Source organism: Vibrio sp. 10N.261.55.A7 (assembly GCF_002877365.1).
Taxonomy (GTDB): Bacteria; Pseudomonadota; Gammaproteobacteria; order Enterobacterales; family Vibrionaceae; genus Vibrio.
This window is the reverse complement of the sequence record NZ_MCWZ01000146.1, coordinates 11754-31518: the sequence shown is the minus strand read 5'-3', so window position 1 is coordinate 31518 and position 19765 is coordinate 11754. Positions and strand designations below refer to the sequence as shown.

At 43.5% G+C, this 19765-nt stretch carries 15 protein-coding genes; 7 read left to right on the top strand and 8 right to left on the bottom strand.

Features of this window, described 5'->3' with window-relative positions; all coding sequences use genetic code 11:
* Positions 1–24: 24 nt before the first annotated feature.
* Positions 25–3102: a GH116 family glycosyl hydrolase gene (locus tag BCU12_RS09170; protein WP_102404022.1), complete on the top strand. Its 3078-nt coding sequence runs from the start codon at positions 25–27 to the stop codon at positions 3100–3102.
* A gap of 249 nt (positions 3103–3351) precedes the next feature.
* On the top strand, positions 3352–4365 hold the full coding sequence (locus BCU12_RS09165) for a substrate-binding domain-containing protein (protein WP_102404021.1): 1014 nt from the start codon (positions 3352–3354) through the stop codon (positions 4363–4365).
* A 252-nt stretch (positions 4366–4617) separates the two neighbouring features.
* On the opposite strand, the gene BCU12_RS09160 is transcribed toward BCU12_RS09165, so the two are convergent.
* The 4 genes from BCU12_RS09160 to BCU12_RS09145 form a co-directional block, all read right to left on the bottom strand.
* Entirely contained in the window at positions 4618–5700 is a 1083-nt protein-coding gene (locus BCU12_RS09160) for a GGDEF domain-containing protein (protein WP_102404020.1), read from the bottom strand.
* Between the two features lie 34 nt (positions 5701–5734).
* Positions 5735–6205, bottom strand: coding sequence for a molybdopterin-dependent oxidoreductase (locus BCU12_RS09155; RefSeq protein WP_102404019.1), 471 nt, complete (start codon positions 6203–6205; stop codon positions 5735–5737).
* Between the two features lie 247 nt (positions 6206–6452).
* Positions 6453–7823 carry a YjiH family protein gene (locus BCU12_RS09150; protein WP_102404018.1) on the bottom strand — a complete coding sequence of 457 codons (1371 nt, stop codon included), beginning with the start codon at positions 7821–7823 and terminating at the stop codon, positions 6453–6455.
* Between the two features lie 265 nt (positions 7824–8088).
* Positions 8089–8496, bottom strand: coding sequence for a GFA family protein (locus BCU12_RS09145; protein ID WP_102404017.1), 408 nt, complete (start codon positions 8494–8496; stop codon positions 8089–8091).
* A gap of 136 nt (positions 8497–8632) precedes the next feature.
* Between BCU12_RS09145 and BCU12_RS09140 the strand changes: the two genes are divergently transcribed.
* Together BCU12_RS09140 and BCU12_RS09135 are read left to right on the top strand one after the other, a co-directional pair.
* Positions 8633–9328: a hypothetical protein gene (locus tag BCU12_RS09140; RefSeq protein ID WP_102404016.1), complete on the top strand. Its 696-nt coding sequence runs from the start codon at positions 8633–8635 to the stop codon at positions 9326–9328.
* 268 nt (positions 9329–9596) lie between these two features.
* Positions 9597–10898, top strand: a complete 1302-nt coding sequence (locus BCU12_RS09135; RefSeq protein ID WP_102404015.1) for a peptidoglycan DD-metalloendopeptidase family protein — start codon at positions 9597–9599, stop codon at positions 10896–10898.
* Positions 10899–11085: 187 nt separating this feature from the next.
* Here the strand turns inward: BCU12_RS09135 and BCU12_RS09130 are convergent, their stop codons facing one another.
* Together BCU12_RS09130 and BCU12_RS09125 are read right to left on the bottom strand one after the other, a co-directional pair.
* Positions 11086–12930: a GGDEF domain-containing phosphodiesterase gene (locus BCU12_RS09130; protein ID WP_102404014.1), complete on the bottom strand. Its 1845-nt coding sequence runs from the start codon at positions 12928–12930 to the stop codon at positions 11086–11088.
* Between the two features lie 267 nt (positions 12931–13197).
* A complete protein-coding gene (locus tag BCU12_RS09125; RefSeq protein ID WP_102404013.1) occupies positions 13198–14085 on the bottom strand; it encodes a LysR family transcriptional regulator in 888 nt (295 codons plus the stop codon).
* Positions 14086–14308: 223 nt separating this feature from the next.
* Here BCU12_RS09125 and BCU12_RS09120 point away from each other — a divergent pair, with 223 nt between their 5' ends.
* Positions 14309–15487 carry a multidrug effflux MFS transporter gene (locus BCU12_RS09120; protein WP_102404025.1) on the top strand — a complete coding sequence of 393 codons (1179 nt, stop codon included), beginning with the start codon at positions 14309–14311 and terminating at the stop codon, positions 15485–15487.
* A gap of 97 nt (positions 15488–15584) precedes the next feature.
* Positions 15585–15935 carry a hypothetical protein gene (locus BCU12_RS09115; RefSeq protein ID WP_102404012.1) on the top strand — a complete coding sequence of 117 codons (351 nt, stop codon included), beginning with the start codon at positions 15585–15587 and terminating at the stop codon, positions 15933–15935.
* A gap of 126 nt (positions 15936–16061) precedes the next feature.
* Here the strand turns inward: BCU12_RS09115 and BCU12_RS09110 are convergent, their stop codons facing one another.
* The gene (locus tag BCU12_RS09110) at positions 16062–16685 is read right to left on the bottom strand and encodes a glutaredoxin (RefSeq protein ID WP_102404011.1); all 624 of its coding nucleotides are present in this window, start codon (positions 16683–16685) and stop codon (positions 16062–16064) included.
* A 237-nt stretch (positions 16686–16922) separates the two neighbouring features.
* Positions 16923–17924, bottom strand: a complete 1002-nt coding sequence (locus tag BCU12_RS09105; RefSeq protein WP_102404010.1) for a porin — start codon at positions 17922–17924, stop codon at positions 16923–16925.
* 664 nt (positions 17925–18588) lie between these two features.
* Here BCU12_RS09105 and BCU12_RS09100 point away from each other — a divergent pair.
* On the top strand, positions 18589–19632 hold the full coding sequence (locus BCU12_RS09100; RefSeq protein WP_102404009.1) for a porin: 1044 nt from the start codon (positions 18589–18591) through the stop codon (positions 19630–19632).
* Positions 19633–19765: the final 133 nt, after the last annotated feature.

Here is a 19765-nt window from a genome sequence, read left to right as displayed (position 1 = left end):
ATATTCAATATTGGATTTTAAAAAATGATGAATAAAATTCCATATACAAGCTACCAAGGTAGTGCGAAAGATTTAAGCCAGAAAGGCGATGCGGTTGAATTCATACAACCATGGTACACACCTATCTCGACGACGCCTGAAAACACGGGCATGGCAATCGGTGGTATTGGTAATACATTTACTCTGACACCGAATGGTGACACACCAAACTTTAGTTTCATTCCGGGTATTTTCATTGATTGTTCTGATGATGATATCCATTTCAACGATTTCTACGCATCGGTGATGGAACCTCTGAGCTTAGATTGCCTAGAAATAAAGTGTATGAGTGATTTACAGTCGTGCCTTAATTATTATCCCGCTGTTTTTAATGGTGAAGAAATTGATTTTACTTCAGGTTTAAATGTTCTTGATGAAATAAAGTCATCACTTGTTTCAAGGCGTTTTTATTCTGAAAACAAAGAGTCATTCACTCGTTGGAATATCGAGTTTTCAAGTCGAACTCAGCTATTTATTGACGCCGATCCAGGTTCATTCAATACACAGATCCATGTGGCACTCGACTTTTTTAATGGATTGTTGACCAATAATACGGCTAAGTCCCTCTCATTAACGGCTAACCGAGGCGGCGACATAGAGTCTATAAAGGGTGAGCACGTTCAGTATCAAGCGCTCTATCCAATGGCTGAGTATCACTACGACGGGTTTGGCGATGTAAAGATCAGCCGTAAAGTGGTTTCTCCATTGGTAAAAGAGGACAAAAAGCTTTGTTCATTGCCTCTTCACTGGAACCATTTCGAGCTAAAAAATCGTTCAGATAAGCCAAAGCTTGTTACCTTGGTTCAGCCGCTGGCAAATTTGATAGGTTCGACTTACAGAAAAGGCCGCGATGGCGTTCAAGATTCGGCTTGTACGCTGACGCAAAATGCCATTGCACAGCGTCATGAATCCATTCGATTTGAACATCAAGAGCGTGCTTTCTCAGGGGTCTCTCTAGAGAGTGATTCACCTTATCAAAGTGATGTGGAAGGCCAAGTGATCTTTGGCGTTCAGGCTGACAGCGCGATGGTGAAATCGGGCAAGGTTTGCATCTCAAGCAAGCCTTCAATTTACCAAACGAATGTGCAAGATCAGGTTGCCAAGGCTCTGAATAGTGGCCGTGTAAACAGTGAATTTGATAGAGGTATTTACAGTGGTCGTGAGCCGCTGAGTGCGATAGTCACCGTACAAGTTGAGCTAGCGCCCGGTGAAACGGTTGATTTACGTTTTGCTCAGGTGATGGATCACAGCAAGATCTTGTTGAACGGTTGGGAATCGAAGAAGGCTTACACTCAATTCTTCCCTGAAGAGAAAAAAGCCAATGCGATTCTTGACGAGTGTTTGCCGCAGCTTGTCTCCATAGAGCAACGTATCATTGAACAACAGCAACGTTTTATTGAAGAGGCTGGCAAGAAAATCACGGACGCGGATACGACGCTTCGTTACGCCACAATGGCGATGAACACGCTGTCGTTTTTATCAGAATCAACGGTGTGGGATTGCCAAGATAAATTCTTAGTGAAAGAGTGTGTTGACTATCCGTTTTTCAACTCGCTTGACGTTTATTTTTATGGTTCGTTCTCGCTGCTCTACCTATTGCCCGAGCTTGATGGTTGCGTGATGAAAGAATTCGCGAACGCCATCTTAGCGGAAGATGATGCCGTGAGACGTTACTGGGAATATGAAGACAAACCCAATGCCGAGCTGTGTGACCAGAAGTATCAAGGTACAAGAGCGATACGCGGCGCGGTTATTCATGATTTGGGCAGCCCGTATGACATTCAGCCTGACGCGTACAGTTGGCACAATGTAAAAGAGTGGAAAGACCTCGCGCCGAAATACATTCTGATGGTTTTCCGCCATTACCAACATAGCAAAGACCGCTCGGTGGTTGAGTCGTGCTGGACCGCAGTTAAAGAGAGCATCGACTTCCTATCTGGCTTAATTGAAGAAGGCGACACGCTGCCATTAACACGTGGCACTGACGATACGTTTGATAATCTCTCTTCACATGGTATCTCAATCTATTGCGCGAGCTTATGGGCAGCAGGCTTAAAAGCAGGGCATGAATTAGCGTTATTGATGGAAGAAAATGAGTTAGCCGCGGACTACCTTTCTCGTTCAGAGCAAGCGCTTGAAACGGTTGAGCAGAGCTTATGGGACGAGAAGGCGGGGTACTACCATTTCTATGTGACGCCAGTTCAAGCGAAGCATTTGACGGGGAAAGGCTATGAAAATCTGCAAACACTCGGCCTAACGCTATCGGGTAACGCCATTGATGATAAGAACCTTCTTAATGACTACTTAAATGAAACTGATCTTAGTAGCTCGCAAGGAAAGGTTGAACAGCGTGGGATTAAAAAGCAGCAGCTTTTAGAAATAGCGCCTGCGGCATTTACCGAGAGCTATCAGTCGCTTGTGCTTGATTCTGACAACAGTTTCGGTGATTCGCTACTGGCAGACAGTTATCTTAAGCTCGTTGGCTTAGACGGACTGTTCCCACAAGATCGAATAGAGCGTACGCTGGACTTCACTTACCAACAAAACTTCCTCAACAACAGCCCTAAGCTGGGCGTAGCCAATATGACGCTTGCTGATGGAGCACCACATGAGGCGTTCCAGGCGCAAGATGTTTGGATTGGGGTTCAGTTTAGCGTTGCCACAGCATTGAATCTTGCAGGCAAGCATGAACAGGCTCAAACGCTGATGGACACCGTGTACACTGCCTTGTATCAGTACGCCAAGATCCCATTTGCTGCGCCAGAAGGTTTCAACTGTTCGGTTTCGGTCGACGCTGATGCACTCGCCAGTGAGTTCTCAGTAGAGTCATCACTTACAACAGAGTGGCTCAAGGTACTGAAGCAATCAGAGTGTCTGCTGTCTGATGGCCGAGTCAGTCCGGATATGACCACAGATCGTAATGAGTTTAGCGGTTTGGTCTCTGGCGTGATTGACCAAACCATGCAGGAAGGGGTGCAAAAGTACCTACTGAGTACGGGATTGAAATATACGGCAGGTCGCTACTTTAGACCTGGGATGATCTTTGCGTACCTCTTTAAATAGAGGGTGCATCTGTAAAATGGTCACTTGCTTGCACTATATTTATCTTAACAGACTGGATTAGTCATTTAATGGCGATATAGGTGCAAGTAAGTGGGATGTTTAGAGAAGAGTCTAATAGTAATTGCTTAAACGAAGAGCAGTTAACCGTATGTTCTTCCATAAAGATCTCACTTTACTAACAGGTTGATTGAATTCGTGGAATCACGCTCTAATCTGCGTGTTTTGCTTGCTATATAGGGTGTACACACAATGACAAAAAAGATCAAAGCACCGACAGTTTACGATGTTGCTAAGCTTGCTGGCGTTTCGCCAAGTACGGTATCTCGCTTTTTGAACCGAACCACCTATGTGTCGGATGATAAAAGCCAGAATATTGAACAGGCGATTAAAACAATAGGTTATAAGCCTAGTTACCCCGTTCAACAAAAAACAAACCGTCGATCAATGACGATTGGTGTGCTGATTCAACACCCTGATAGCCCGTATTCCAGTCGAATTCTCAATGATATGGAGAAGACGCTGATTGCACAGGGCTACTCAATGATCATTGCGACCGGTCATTGGCAAAGTAAGCTGGAAACACACGCGCTGGAATACCTCACCAAAAACAATGTTGACGCGATCATCATCGTCACTGGGCATTTAAAGCAGGAATTAATTTTGAAGGCAGCGGAGTCTATCCCAGTGGTGACGGTGGGCTATGATGTGGAAGGGAAAAATATCCGTAGCCTTAATTTAAACAACAACCTAGGTGGCTATATTGCAACCCTGCATTTATTGCAGCAGGGGCATGTCAATATTGCTCATATCAAAGGACACCCGAGTCAACCAGATTCGGGTGCGCGTTATGAAGGCTACAAAAAAGCGTTGGCAGAGTCTGAAATTAAGGTGAACGCTAAGTTGGTGAAGCAAGGGGATTTCAGTAGTGAGTTAGGGTATGAAAAGACGATAGAATTACTGGAATCAAAGGTTCACTTTTCAGCGATTTTTGCGGCGAATGATCAAACGGCTTATGGCGCGATAAAAGCACTTACTGATAACGGCTATAAAATTCCTGAGGATGTGTCTGTGATTGGCTTTGATGACTTGCCTGAATCGAAGTATTTTACGCCTGCGTTGACCACACTGCGTCAGCCGATTGAAGAAATTGGCGCTGTCTGTGCTGAATCGGTATTGAATCTGCTTTCTGGAGACAGGCACGAAGCAAGGTTACCACCTATAGATCTGATTGTAAGGCAATCGACGAAGTCGATTTATCGATAGTTAAAAATAAGGGCTGATGATGTCCACTTGATTGTTCTCTGCGGGGGCCTTGAGCAATAAAAAGGGTGAAGGTTACTATATTGAAAGAGCCAGTCGCATTGTCGATTGGCTCTTTTTATTGAGCGTATAGAATTTAACTAAAGAATTCATCTAGAGCGGAACGTGAGTCTCCTTTTATTGCGTTTAAGAACGCTGCTTCTAAAGAAGATTGCTTCAACAAAACGTTGGATTCTAAGGCATCAATGGATATTGCTAGCGTCGCGGATCGTTTGATTTTTGAGAGAATTTCATTTGGTACATATTGTGATCAGCGATGGAGATCAATTGATTGATTTCTTTAGAGTCTTCAGGGTAGCGACTGATCCCAATGCTTGTACCTAGGCGAACATTAAAGCCACCTTTTAGATGCATGGTTTCTTCAAAACAGGCCTCAATATGACTCTTCATAGTGTCAATTTCGTTTGTGTCTCCTGACCTTAGAATCAATGCGAATTCGTCTCCTCCCATTCGATACGCGGTATAGTTCTTTAGAGGGATCATATTGTTGAGTCGCCATGCGATCTGAGAGAGTGCTTCATCCCCAGCCTGATGACCAAAGCTATCATTAACGGACTTAAACCCATTTAAATCGAGTAAAAAGAGCGCAAAAGGCTTGTTACTTTTAAAGTTCTTTAGCGCTTCAAAAAGTGAAAATCGGTTAGAGATGCCCGTCAATGTGTCAGTGTAGGCAAGAATCTTATGATGCTTTGATTCTTGGTAGAAGATGTAACTGACCAGCGCGATACAACTAAACAGAAGAAACATCAGTAGGTATTGGACGTAGGTGACTTGCTGTGCACTCTCTATCCGTTGCTTATGTATCGGATTCTTCAAACGATAGTTTTCGTTAATGAAGGCGATCATGTCATCAAAAATAACCTCAAGATCGGCGCTTAAAGCCGACAAAAGCACGGGGTTATCTGCCCGCTTGAACTTTACTTCGAGTGCTTGGAATCGCTCAAATAAGCCCTCGAAAAAAGACTGCGCGCCTTCTAATGACATAAAGCCATGCGATTGTTGATTGTAAAGCAAAATATCAAATCGACTCCAGGTCAGCTCGTACTTGAGCCAAGTCTTATCAAACTCTGCGTCACTTTCATTCATATAAGGCGTGATCGCTTTAAGTTCTGCAAACTCTTTTGTCAGTTGGAATAGGAACCACGATGCTTGATTTTGTTGATTCGTATAAGACTTTGTGAGCTGTCGAGTAGACGAAAGAAAATAAAAATTCGCTACGATCAAGATGATAGAAAGCAGAATCAGTAGTGTCTTCGATTTGGAAAGAAGTGTATGCATACGGGTATCAAGCGCTCTCTAACATCAAAAGCCGTTAAGGCTTGGAGTGGATGATAACTTCGTCGATTTGCCAAACCATCTGGGTGTAAAAGATGTCATTATCAATTTCTGGGTACTTATCCACATTAAAGACCAGCCAATACGGTCCTTTATTTCGTACTTTCATTTTTTTTTCATTCATTTTGTAAGCAATGATAGGGTCATACTGCAAAATATCATCAATGGTTGTACTCGCCGCATAGTCATTCAATGCGATAAATGAAACGGCGCTTACGTCGCTAGGTTGCTTTCCTAAATAGCTGATCAAGTCAGTGACACGGATACCAGTATAGGTGTTGGATTCTTCATACCAAGGCAGTTCAGTCTTAAATGAATTTGAAGGGATTTCTTTGCTGATTTTCGTGTAAGTGAGAGTGACGGCTGAAGTGTCAGATAGGCGGATGACAAGCGGTGTCGCGTGAGACGAAAAACTGATAAAAAGTAATAGTGGAAAAATCCATTTCATTCGGCAGACCTCAATTCGGCTAGAGCAATTTGTATCCTATTTAGGTACAAAGTTTAGTCAGGTTCTGCTTACAGTATAAGGGATGCTTCCTTGCTTTACATCAAAATGTAATCAATTAACCCTGTTTATCTTGTCGAATTATGCATCTAAATGGGTTGATTTTGCGTGTATTCAATCAAAAAAAAGAATACCCCCTCGAAAGGAGTATTCTTTAATGTGTTTTCACTGAACGCTATTTTAAGCGTGCTTAGAATATTAAGTGCGCAACACCTGCAATGACGGGCAATGTAATAATTGTACGCAAGATGAAGATGATAAACAGCTCTAAAATGTTGACTGGAATACGGCTACCCAGCAGTAGCGCACCAACTTCTGACATATAGATAAGCTGAGTGACTGACATTGCGGCAATAACAAAACGAGTCATTTCATTATCAATCGACGCAGCAAGAATGGCTGGGATAAACATGTCGGCAAAACCAACAACCATTGTTTGCGACGCTTGTACCGCTTCTGGGATACCTAACAATTCAAGGAATGGAATAAAAGGCGTACCTAAAATAGAGAACACCGATGTGTACTCAGCAATAACAAGTGCAATCGTACCTAGGCCCATGACAACAGGCAGTACACCAAAAACCATATCGACAGCGTTTTTAACGCCATCACCAAACACTGATTTCAAAGACGTGACTTGACCCGCTTTATTGCGCGCTTGCTCTAAGCCCCATGAAAATGTTGAGTGACCTTTTGGAACCAAATCCGCATCTTCATCACGAGTGGTACCATCAATGAATGTGTCTTTCTTGCGACTTAGTGGTGGCAATCTTGGGATGATAATCGCGGCGACTAGACCTGCTAAACAGACGGCACCGTAGAAAGGTAAGAACAGATGCTCAAGTTCAACCTGCGCGATGATCACAAGGCTGAATGTAATCGATACCGCTGAAAATGTAGTACCAACGATGGCCGCTTCACGCTGAGTATAGAATTTATTTTCGTACTGTTTGCTGGTGAGCAAGATGCCGACACTGCCATCACCAAGCCATGACGTCATACAGTCGATCGCGCTACGACCAGGCAGGTTGAACACTGGGCGCATGATCTTGCTTAAGAGCGTGCCAAACAGTTCTAGCAAACCGAAGTTAAGCAGCAGTGGAAGTAGTAACCCTGCAAAAATGAAGACAGAAAACAGTGAAGGCAAAAGCCCTTCTAAAACTAAACCGCCAGTATTCTCTTCCCAAATAGCCATAGGACCAACTTGGAAAAAGGTCAGTGTAACGGCGATACCACCGATGACTCTAACAGCCAACCAAAGTGGTGATGGGCTAAATAAGCCGTGTAGGAATTCGTTGTTTTTCACCAAACTCGGTTGATATACCTTGTACACCAATGATGACGCGGCCATGAAGGCAACAATCGCTACAATGATTGAAACGAGCGAATCACCCAACAGTGCTTGCAGTGATTTCGCCAGTACAGCGACAGGAATCGTAAGACCGCCGTCATAGCTGGTAGGTGCCATAAAAAGAAAAAGGCCGATCAGCGAAGGGATGAAGAACATCCAAAAGTTGCCTTTCGTTTTTGGCGTATCGATAGATTGAGTTTGATTCTGCATTTTTTTACTCATGTTACTACTAGTCAAATTTTACCAATATCCGTGGTGAAAAATGTCTAAACATCCATATTCGTTCATTGGCGTGGATAATATCTACAAATCGACTTTGGTGCAATACTATTCATTAATATTCGCTAAATATTCAGTTTTTATCGCCAGATGATTGATTTATAGTCGAATTATGTGTCGAAAGTGTAATCAATGTTGTTGTTTTGTGTTTTCTGGAATGAGTAGATTTGCATAGTTACCTGCTCAAACTGACGAGTTAATCAAAGTGTTCAATTTGGCAATCGAATTTAACCCAGCCTTGCTTGCGCTGCTCATAGACTGAAAAGCTAGGGGGCGGGAAGTCATGATCTGAAAAAATACCGATAGGCACGACGATGGAGTCGGGGGCCGCGCTGAGTTTCATCAACATAGTGGTACTGCACCTAGGACAAAAGTGATAAGTCACTGTGTTTCCACTATCTGCGACACGCGTATATTGGGTTAGCTCCCCATTGTAAGAGACTTGTTCGGATAAAAAGCGAACTTGAACCCCGAACACACTGCCTGTCCGTTTTTGGCATTCAAAGCAGTGGCAAACCGCTGAACGGATGGGTTCGCCTCTGCAAACCAAACTTACTAGACCGCAACTGCAATCCGCCATGTGAATTGACGTTTTACTTACCATGCCTTTACCTCGTGTTCTTCTTTAGGAAGGAAATTGTGGTAGCGTATCGTTGAGTATAGAATATGTCACTGCTAAGCACCTCTTCCAAGCCCAGAGAGTCACGCTTAAGAATTTTCTCATTTAGAGTTTATAGGCTATGAAAAAACGCATTTTACCCATCCCACTGATTTTATTGATTCCAATTGTATTGCTATTTTTTGTGGTGATTGCGGGTATTTACCGCTTCAGTTTGAGCGATGAGGACATCTTACAAAAGTTTCCTAATCACGCGCCTTTGAATCCAATCGTTGGTCAACTATTTGATATCCGCTCAAGCAACCCTTTGACTATTGATGTGCCCGAGATTGATGCGTTTGCGTTTATAAGCTTTATTGATGAAAAACGGTCACTGGCGGTTGGGCAATATGACTCTGGATTGGAACGCGGTGGCGTTTCGATTGATATGGAATCCATCATACCTATTGAGGTCTCTGGTGAAACAGTCTATCTATCGTCACTTGCTGTATCTAATCAAGGAACGGGCGTTTTTTACTACATTGCGCTCTATCGCTACGATGCGATGCGAGATCGGATGATTTTATCTCACTCTCAATTCTTGGGCGACCGAATCCAACTTGAGTCGATCACAATAAGAGACTCGACCCCAACACTTTCGTTAGAAGACAATCAAGAAGGCAATCCAGAGGCGGCAGATGAAGAGATTTCAACGATTATCATTGATGTGGACTACCTGACTCGAGAACCTGAGCAGCCTATGGCCAAAAGGCCGACCGTGAAAAAGAGCCAGATATTCATTCTTACCGAAGACTTTGAGTTGAATCCGGGCTCTTAGCTGAGTGGATCCTCGCGAACGGATGTTTGCTTTGGATCCTTCCATTTTTCTAGGCAGTTCAAAGCGTTCGGTTCCATTCTAGAAGGGAACGCTATTTGTATTCAGAACGTTAGTAAGTTGTTAGGTAAGTACTTACTATGAACACAGGGTAGTGTAAGCAGCCCTATGAATGACACAGTTTTACACGGCATTTGCTTTCGCTAGGTGACTTTTTACAGAGAAAGCCTTAGTCTAATCGACAGATTTATCATCAAATACGGAACAGCTCGTGAGTTCAAATTCTTTTGTAAACCGATATTCAGCGCTCTCAAAGCGCAAAAAGCTCTTTGCTATCAGTTTGCCTATTGTCGCTATTATCTTTTTTTCTACCTTGAGTCCACGTACTTCAAAAACCACCATCGAATTGTCGTTGCCAAGCTCTCAGACCGTGAATGATTTTCTGGATGCGTCACTTGATTCCGATGTCGTCAGTGTTGATGTACCCGATTTTGAATACGAGATCCAACCTGGAGACAACCTCAGTTCCATCGTCACTCAGCTTGGTTTTCGTTATCAGGATATGATGAGAATCATGGAAACCGATCTCAACTACCTCGCGTTAGATACTCTAAGGCCAGGGAATACGCTGCGTTTCTGGCAAGGTGAAGAGAGCTCCACTCTCGCGCGCATGGAATTGAAATTTAGCATCGTGGATCAGGTGGTCTATACGCGTTTGGATGATGGCGATTACGAGTTTGAATCTATTCAAATCCCAGGAGAATGGATAGAGTCTCCATTGGTAGGCGAGATCAACGGCAGCTTCTCACAATCTGTTAATAGAGCAGGCCTTGGTAGCGCCGAAATTGAACAAGTGGTGTCGTTGCTAAAAGATAAGATCAATTTCTCTCGTGATTTAAGAGCGGGTGATCGATTTGAAATCGTACAATCTCGCCAATACGTTGACAGCACACTGACTGGGAATCGCGAGATTCAAGCCGTGAAGATTTACAATCGTGGACGCGAAGTGTCTGCGTATTTACACAGAGATGGTCAGTACTACGACAACGAAGGAAATAGCCTACAAAGAGCATTCCAAAGAAAGCCCGTTAATGGCTCCTATCGTTTGAGCTCTTCTTTTAATCCTAGACGTTTGCACCCTGTGACCGGAAGAGTGTCACCCCACAATGGCACAGACTGGGCCACCCCAACGGGCACGCCAATCGTCTCAACGGGTGATGGTGTCGTCGCCATGACACGTAATCACCCATATGCGGGTAAATATGTCGTGATACAGCACGGCAGCACTTACAAAACGCGTTATTTGCATCTCAGTAAGATTTTGGTTCGTAAAGGGCAAACCGTCAGTCGTGGACAAAGAATTGGATTGGCAGGCGCGACAGGTCGTGTGACTGGGCCTCATATTCACTATGAATTGATGATTCGAGGCAAAGCCGTTAACGCTATGACAGCCAATATCCCAATGGCTAATTCTGTTCCCAAGAAAGAGATGGCAGGGTTTGTTGCAAGGCGTAATGAATTGGACGAACTTTTGAGCAATCAATCTTTAAGCTTTGCCGCGAACGATTCCTAGTTGCCTGATGCAATTAGAAATCTGAAACAGTTAACTGTCTGAAAAAATTGGCTTTATGAGGCGATTAGATATCTGAGACAATAAAAAGCACTGAGATTACCTCGGTGCTTTTTCTATTTTGTGTCCCGTCTCAAATTCTATTTGGTTAGTTAAACAGGGCGATACGTTTTCCCCTGATGCGCTTCAATTACGCACTTTTAACGCCGTCATTGTTATTGACCGAGGTGTAGTAATTGTTAATCACGACATGCGGGATTTCTGGACGAGAAAAATAGTAACCTTGAATCTGCAAGCATCCCATAGAGTAGAGCTTTTCTAGCGCTTCAATGGTCTCAACGCCTTCTGCGACTAACGCGACATCGAGTTGTTCAGCGAGTTGGATGATGAGCTTCACAACTCGTTCTGATTTTCTATTGTTGAGCATGTTTCGAATGAAGGTCGCATCAATCTTAATGCAATCGATCGGGTAACTATGCAGGTAGTTAAGGCTTGAGTACCCAGTGCCAAAATCATCCAAAGCAATGGTAAAACCAAACCCTTTGAGCTTGTCTAATATCGTTTTTACTTCATCGCCTCGAGTAATCAACACGGTTTCTGTCAATTCAATAACAAAGTCATGTGGATCAAAACCATAACTATTCAGGGTATTGGTCAGGTGTTTGATGTAACGCTCCGAACTGCTTAATTCATGAGCTGAGCAGTTGATACCCAGCTTCACCTTGTGTCCTAACCCTTTTTCGAGATCCAGTTTGGCTTCACACGCGAGTTGAACAATGCGCGCTCCAAGCTCAATGATTAACCCTGATTGTTCAGCGGCTTCAATAAACTCAAGTGGCGATATGCTGCCCAGCTGCGCACTGTTCCACCTTGCCAATATCTCAAAGTAGCTCCATCGCGGGCTATGTTTATGCACTATTGGCTGCGCAGCAACATAGATCTCACTTGGTTGGTTTTTTGGCTTGGCGAGTTCACTTCTTAACGCATTGATGACCTGTGTTTTACGGTGATAAACCGAGCTGAGCTGGGTATCGTAGCAGCGGATTTTACTGCCGTTGTTCTTTTTACAATCTTTGAGTGCCAGACTGGCATTGAGAATCATCTGCTCCGCTGTTAACCCTTGATCTTGAGTTCGAGTAATACCAATACTGACAGAGACACTAATGTTGTGTGAAGAGTCTTTATAGCCCTGCTTAAGGAGATGAATTATCTCGTGGCAGATGCGAATTGGGTCACTGTTGTAAGTAATAAAGGCAAATTCATCGCCGGCAATACGAAATGTGAGGTTGTTTTCAGAGATTGAATCAGCAATCACTTTGGCGGTGAATCTCAGTACTTGGTCGCCAATATAGTTACCATAGATATCGTTAATGGATTTGAAATTGTCGATATCCAAATAAGCCAAAGTAAAAGGGTTGGATGAAGACTGGCTTAACGTTTCGAGCCTGTCAGATAAACAGCTTCGATTACGTAACCCTGTCAATGTGTCGTGAGAAACTTCATAACTGAGTTGATTGACTAAGCTGTCTGAGCGTTGTGCTAGCCACTTAGAACGTAGACTGTGTACGATGATATTGGCCATTAAACTGTGGTAAAAAAGCAGCTCACCAGGGTCGTCAATATCGTTGTTAAATGTTGAAAGAAGCACCCCCAGTATTTCACCAGAATGGCTCTTCAGTGGTATACCAATGTAGCCTCGAAGGCCGTTTTCAATGATGTAGCTGTCGAGAGGGAACTGGCTTTGCAAGTCTCCAGAAAACAAGCTGTAGTCTTCCGTCGATTTCCCTACTTTTTCACAAGGGGTGTTTTTTAATGGGTAATTAATGGTTGGTTTCAATGTTCCCTGGCACGCGTTAGAGAGTGTCTGAGCGTGATAGCGTAACTTGTCGTACTCTACGACACAGGTAGAGAAACTCTTGAAGGTTTGATGCAATTTCAGCGTGACGTGGTCGAGTAGAGTATCGCCTTCCATTAGCAAGGTTTCATTTACTTCATCTAAGCCTATTGCACCCGTGTTTTCTAGTCTCATAGCCATATTGAGATCTCACGTTATGGTGTTATTTCTACTTTAATAGTTATTATATGCACCTAGTTACTATGGTACTGATCACGCTTTTTTGCAAACAAGAACCCAGTAATTCAGTGTTAAGATTTTATTAATTTTCGAAGAATCATAGCGTTAAATTGTAAAAATAATGGCTAAATTTTTACACGTTTAAATGATGAGGAATTCAGGCTTGCTTGGTCAGTGAAACAAGCGGTGAATCAAGCAAGCGTTGAATCAAGCAAGCGTTGAATCAAGCTACGCGGAATGAGTCAGTGCGAGCTTACCTCTTAGGTAATTGATAAATAGCTCGGTACGAGTGTGCTGGTATTCCAGCTTAGGGTAGTAAGCGAACAGCGTTCCTTCATCGACGGTTATGTCAGGAAGAATTCGAATCAAGGCACCTGAATTGAGCTCTTCTTTGATCATGAAGTTGTTGGTCAGGAGAATGCCCATCCCGCTTTTTCCTGCGTAAAACAGTGCTTCAGGGTTGGTTGTAGAGAAATTTCCCGTCAAATGAATGCGTTTGTTTTTGGCTAGGGTGACCTCTCGGTGTGGTTGCTCTCCCCAGGTCAGCACATTGTGCTTCACAAGTTCGTTGGTGTTTTCAGGAATACCAAATTTCTTAATGTAATCGGGAGAGGCATAAAACCCAGCTTGGTGAGAAAACAGAGGCTTCGCAATGAAACTCAAAGAATTGAGCTGTTCGATTTCACGAGAGATAAAAAGATCGAGGCTTAATTCTGGTAATTGACCCGGGGTCGTTGTGATGAGTTGGATGCGAATGTCGGGATATTGCTGGAGAAACTCATCGAAATGCTGAACAAGGAATTTGGAGCCCACCGCAAGCGTGGCACCTATTTTTAGAAGTCCGGCCGGTGTTTTGTTGATGCTCCGAGTTTCATCAATGACGGACTGCCAACTGTCTAGCTGAGCCTTGGAACGCTGGTAAAACAGGGCGCCTGCTTCGGTTTGGGTGACTGAACGAGTGGTCCGCAACAATAGCTGAACACCTAACCGTTGCTCTAACGAATGGACTCTCTTACTGATTGCCGAGCTGGTTGTGTTGAGTTTCATGGCTGCACCTTTGAAACTGCCTTGATCCACGACTTGAATGTAGCTGCGTATTCCTTCGACCCAATCCATCACGTTGCCCTTTAATTCCTGAGTGGATTTAATCTATTTCCTATCTGACGAATTATCAAGATAAAGTTGTTAATGTAGAATGAGTGATTCCAATCCTATGAGCTCAAACGACTTTGCCAGCTCGGTCAATAAGGAGTCAGCTATCAATAAAGTGTCGAGTAGTAACCTATTGTCAGCTGCGTCTGTTGACTCTCTCTGTATCGGGAAACCTAGATTCGATAAAATGCCAATGCTGCTGGCGATTATGATTATCGCGACGGGGCAGGTGGGTGTGAGTATTTATTTGCCTGCACTGCCAGCGATCAGTGAGTCATTGTCGGTCAGCCAGGCTCAAATACAGTTGCTCGTGACGCTTTTTCTTGTTGGTTTCGGGCTCTCTCAGCTATTTTACGGTCCGTTATCGGATGCGATTGGCCGCCGTCCTGTTTTCTTGTTTGGGCAGGGGATTTATTTGGTCGGCACCGCGGTTTGCTACGCGTTTTCAGACCAACTTGCGTGGCTAGAGTTTGGCCGCCTGTTACAGGGGCTTGGCGCGGGAAGTGCCTCGGTGCTCGGCCGGAGTGTATTGCGTGATAGTTATGAAGGGGCCCAATTTACGAAAGCCCTTTCTTACCTTTCCATCACGGCGTCAATTATTCCGATACTTTCGCCTGTCATTGGCGGAGCGATTGCGTTTTACTTTGGCTGGCAAGCGGTATTTGGCTTTGTGTTGATTTATTTGGCGAGTATCTTCTTTGTCGGTTGGAAAATCCTGCCTGAAACTTTGCCATATGGAAAGAAACGATTTAAGGCGATAACCGTCATGAAGAACTACGGTTGTTTGTTGGTTAACCCTCAGGTGATCAGTAGCGCGAGTTATAACTGGTTTACGTATTTAGCGGCTGTGGTGTCGGTCTCTATCTTGCCTTTCATCCTGCAGAATCAACTTGGACTAAGTGTTGCGGAGTATGGTCTCGTTATGATTATTCCGTCTGCTGGATTGTTGGCAGGGTCGATCACGTTAAATATTCTCACGCGTTACTATTCTGTGAGTCGGTTATTAATGGCTTCCTTTGTCTTAATTGCACTTTCCGGTGTGTGGCTGGTGGTGATGCCTTTTACTTTGTTCAATGTGATTTTTGCCTTCACGTGGCTAACGGTTGCGCAGGGGTTGTCTTTTCCACTGTCGATTCGTTTGCTGATTTCCCCACACAAATTTCAGGCTGGTGCTGTCTCTGCACTTTCGGGTTCGATTCAAATGGCGTTAGCAGGGTTAGTGGGTGGATATTTGATTAAAACTTGGGTGACTAACCATTATCAACTGGGTGTGTTCTTCTTAGCGATTTCGTTAATGTTAGGAGCCGTATTGTATCTGAGCTGTAAGTATTCATGGAACGGTGAACCCCAAAAGACTCAACCTTAAAATCCACAGTAAGTGGTTGCGAAAACGGGCAATTGAGCTCGATGTACTCACGTTATACAATGCCCACCATACATTACGCCTGAACGAGTAAAACCCAATGGAACATAGTGAATTTGAGACGTTAGTAAAAAGTCTGTGTCAGTTAGATAGCCTGCCTCAAGCGCTGGAAGTATTAAAAGCGAATGAGAATAGTGAGGTTGCGGAAGTCGCCGCTTCTCTTACTGGGCAGTTCGCGTTAGCAGAAGTAGAAGGCGAATCTCGTGTTTATCATGTGACTGTCGAGAAAAACGATGCTGGTGAGGATGAGGAATTTGTTGAGCATGTCATGAATGAAGGTGACGACTTAATCAAGTTTGTTGCTTGGTTCTTTGATGCGCAGTTTGGTATGAAGCAAAAAGAGACGTATCAAGCCGCAGGCAAAACCTACCGCCAGCCCAAACGTTCATAAACATTAACGAACGTTCTGAAAAAAATAGAGCCCCTTAACGGATTTCATTGTCGTTAAGGGGCTTTTTCAGCACTTTGATTAAAAGGCTCGGTGTACTTTTATCGTCTATTTAATGCGGATAATAAGCTACCCAACCGAGGTTTGATTGTTGTCCATTGAGACGACATTATCTGGAATGCTGTTGAGATTGTTCTGCTTCAACCACGCCTCTAGGTTGTCTGCACCACCAATGTATTGACCATCTAACCATATCTGCGGCACAGTCACCGGTGTTTTCTCACCAATAATCGCTTTCACTTCAGGTATCATTCGGTACAGTGCGGCGCTGTCTTTAACAACATCATAATAGCGATATTCAACCCCTGCGTCTTCCAGTAGCTGTTTTGCCTTAACACAAAATGGACAGGTGGCTTTGCCGTAAACAATATTGCCTTTGAGCGTATCGCGCTTTACCCATTCTTGGATAACAGATTGAACAAGCACACCTCGGTTAAGCGCTTCGCCCTGGCTGATCACTTTCCCTTCGACAACCAGTATCGGAGCGTGCCATGCGCCATACTTGAGTGGTTCCCACCAGTGAGATAACCAATCCTTAACTTCTAGCTCAATTGGCACACCGTTTAATTCCGTTTCGAAGGTATCTTTTAGGATGTCTTTGGTTAAGGTGCACTCACCACATGGAATGTTGACCTTGAATGGTCCCCAGCTTCCGCCCCAACGATACAGTGTTATTTTTATAGGTGCTGTCATAATCTTATCCAATTGGCTTGTGTTATGGATATTAGAACGGAAAGAATAGATAAAAATTTCATAAAAAAACATAAAATATTATACATGACCGTGGGTGAGGTAATACCTGAAGCGTTGCTGTTAAAAGGGGGAGGGGAGTTTAGTGAACATGAACAAAAAATGCCGAGCATTAGCTCGGCAAGTATGAGGCAATCTTAATATTGGACGATTCATCAAGATTGTAAGCGACTGAGCAGATTAGAAATCGTAGCGTAGACCTAAACGAATAGTATCTTTTGCGTCAGCGTTGTAGCTCGTGTCTTTGTTGTCTAAGTTGTTCAGCTTGTAAGAAGCATATGTACGGATTGATTTGTTGAAATCATAGCGACCAGTAAGCTCGAAGAAATCGCTTGTCGTTTCTTTAGAGTTTGAAACTTTATCTTTCGTATCTTGCTTTTGGTACGCAGCAATTAAGCGGAATTGGCTAGTTAGCTTATATTGACCAGCAAGTTCAAGCCCTGTGAACTCTTCTTTCGTTTTATCATCGAACTCACCCATCGTGTAAGTCGCAGCAAGATAAAGAGCGTCTAAGGTATAACTTGCACCACCGATAATTTGGTTCGAAGAACCTGCGCCTTCGCCATTATCACCCGCTGCGTAACCGAGACCTAAATCTAATCCAATAGGTAGAGAGTAAATACCTGAAACACCCATTCCATCAGTATTTTTGTCAGTCCCTGCTATGAAACTTCCTTGTACGCTTACAGCATCGTTCTTGTAGCCATATAAGAAAGTGTTGTTAATTTGCTCGTTGCCTGCATTGATGAATGCTTTTTGATCACCACTAAAAGTAGAAATATCAGACATGTCAGATATCTGAACGCCAGCTGTATTTTGACGACCTACTGAGAACGCGCCAAGTTCGCCTTTTAGGCCAACAAACATGTAACGCTGTCTGAAATCATCATTTCGACTTTGATCAGACGTTGATTCCAAACGTTGTTCGGCTTCGAAAGTACCAAACCCAGATAGTGTGTCTGTAATTTCAGAAGAACCACTTACGTTTAAACGAAAGCGAGTCTTGTTGAGCATTGTACCGTCGATTTCCTTGCCACTATCTTCGGCGCCGAAGTCACCACGGAATTCAGCGCGACCGCCGATGGAAAGCTCTGTGCCATCTGCGCTGTATACGTTCGCTGCTAGCGCTGAACCCGATACCAGTGCAGAAAGAACTGCTGACGCGACTACTGCTTTTTTCATCTTAATTACCTTATAAAATTGAGAGCTATCATTGCTCGTCTTAATAACTTGTCTTGCGACTTTGCAAGTAAGTGCTTGGTTGATGAGTAAGTTAATGTAAGAAAATTACAGTTTGATTTCCCTATGGTGACAGTTTTATGTCGTTGATTTAAATGTACAAAATTTGTTCTTAATGACATTTGTATGAATTGGGTGATGATTTAAGCGGTTGAGTGAGCGCAGTGACGGAATCTAGCGGTCAAAAAAACTGAAGCGATATCACGCTTGTCTCAAATCAACGAGTTAGCCAATAAAACACCATGCAAAATTTATTTATCTAAAGGTGCGTATGTTATTCGTATTTCAAATGGTTTGGAGTGTATGGAGGTTTTGGTTGAATATGTTGGATATAAAAATGTGACTTAGATCGTATGCAGTGTGCTTGTTTCAAGTTGTTACCTGCTTCACAAGTTCTCCTGACTTTGAGATGTGCGTCGTAAGGTTATGATTTTCCAGTAATTAGATTTATTTAGAAGTGCTTTTTTTTGTTTTACATCATTTTATGCAACTTTTCCGGAATCGCTAGGTACAGTCGATGCACTTGTTAACCAAGGTGTAACACCACTAATTAGAGTGATGCATCGGGTTGTCAGTGGACAAACCAAACGTAAATATGGACTTTAAAATGAATAAAAAACTTTTAGCTGTAGCAATCGCTGCTTCTGCATTCGGTACTCAAGCTGTTGCCGTTGAACTGTACAACAACGACGGTACTACGTTCTCTGTAGGCGGCCACGTTTCTGTTAACCTTAATGGCAACCAAGGTGGTGGCGAAGAAGGTGACCTTAACGACGGTAACACTGAAGTAGGTACTAACTCTCCACGTATCAACTTCACTGCAACTCAAGACCTAGGTAACGGTTTTGAAGTTGACGCACGTGGCGAATACGCACTGAACTACCTAACTAACGGTGGCAACGCGATGACAACTCGTCTTGGCTACGTTGGTCTTACTCACGCAGAACTAGGTCGTGCGGTAGTAGGTACTCAGTGGGCACCTTACTACGATGTAGCTGGTGTGACTGATATGCCTATCGCGTTTGCCAATGACTACTTATACGCTGGTGATGACTTTGCTAAAACAGGTCTAACTCGTGCAGACAACATGGTTTCTTACCGTAACGGTTTTGATTTCGCTGACGCTGGCGCACTAAACGTCGGTGTTGCATGGCAAGGTACTACAGAAGGTGTTGATTACGCTGAATACAAAGATCGTGTTCAAGCAACATTGTCATACCAAGTTATGGGTGCTTCAGTAGGTTACGCATACAGCACTGGTGATGTATCAAATAACGCTTCTAAAGGTTCTCTAGACATTCACACTGTTTCTGCTTCTTACGGTTCATACGGCAACGGTCTTTACCTAGCTGGTGTTTACACATTGAACGAAGACAAGAAAGTAATGCAAGAAGAGATTACTGCTTACGAAGTAATTGCTGCTTACGCTCTAGAAAACAGCCTAAACTTCAGCATCAACTACGAAACAGCTGAATCTAAAGATACTGTATCTAACGTAAAAGATACTGCTGGCGAAGAGATGGCTCTACAAGCTGAGTACAACTTTGCTTCAAACATCGTAGGTTACACTGGTTACCAATTCGATCTTAAGAGCGAAGAAGGTTACAAGTCTGACGACAAATGGGTTATCGGTGCACGTTTCTACCTATAAGCCTCTCGCTTAATGGAATGAAACCCGTAACAATCTAATGTTACGCTGATAGCGAAAACGCTTCCTTTATAGGAGGCGTTTTTTATTGCCTGTCAGAAAATGATGGGATCTGAGCTTTTATCGAAATAAGTGT

Excerpts from the sequence above, each read along its gene's own strand:
- BCU12_RS09170 (WP_102404022.1), top strand. The coding sequence starts at position 25 with ATGATGAATAAAATTCCATATACAAGCTACCAAGGTAGTGCGAAAGAT.
- BCU12_RS09165 (WP_102404021.1), top strand. The coding sequence starts at position 3,352 with ATGACAAAAAAGATCAAAGCACCGACAGTTTACGATGTTGCTAAGCTT.
- BCU12_RS09160 (WP_102404020.1), bottom strand. The coding sequence starts at position 5,700 with ATGCATACACTTCTTTCCAAATCGAAGACACTACTGATTCTGCTTTCT.
- BCU12_RS09155 (WP_102404019.1), bottom strand. The coding sequence starts at position 6,205 with ATGAAATGGATTTTTCCACTATTACTTTTTATCAGTTTTTCGTCTCAC.
- BCU12_RS09150 (WP_102404018.1), bottom strand. The coding sequence starts at position 7,823 with ATGCAGAATCAAACTCAATCTATCGATACGCCAAAAACGAAAGGCAAC.
- BCU12_RS09145 (WP_102404017.1), bottom strand. The coding sequence starts at position 8,496 with ATGGTAAGTAAAACGTCAATTCACATGGCGGATTGCAGTTGCGGTCTA.
- BCU12_RS09140 (WP_102404016.1), top strand. The coding sequence starts at position 8,633 with ATGAAAAAACGCATTTTACCCATCCCACTGATTTTATTGATTCCAATT.
- BCU12_RS09130 (WP_102404014.1), bottom strand. The coding sequence starts at position 12,930 with ATGGCTATGAGACTAGAAAACACGGGTGCAATAGGCTTAGATGAAGTA.
- BCU12_RS09125 (WP_102404013.1), bottom strand. The coding sequence starts at position 14,085 with ATGGATTGGGTCGAAGGAATACGCAGCTACATTCAAGTCGTGGATCAA.
- BCU12_RS09120 (WP_102404025.1), top strand. The coding sequence starts at position 14,309 with ATGCCAATGCTGCTGGCGATTATGATTATCGCGACGGGGCAGGTGGGT.
- BCU12_RS09115 (WP_102404012.1), top strand. The coding sequence starts at position 15,585 with ATGGAACATAGTGAATTTGAGACGTTAGTAAAAAGTCTGTGTCAGTTA.
- BCU12_RS09110 (WP_102404011.1), bottom strand. The coding sequence starts at position 16,685 with ATGACAGCACCTATAAAAATAACACTGTATCGTTGGGGCGGAAGCTGG.
- BCU12_RS09105 (WP_102404010.1), bottom strand. The coding sequence starts at position 17,924 with ATGAAAAAAGCAGTAGTCGCGTCAGCAGTTCTTTCTGCACTGGTATCG.
- BCU12_RS09100 (WP_102404009.1), top strand. The coding sequence starts at position 18,589 with ATGAATAAAAAACTTTTAGCTGTAGCAATCGCTGCTTCTGCATTCGGT.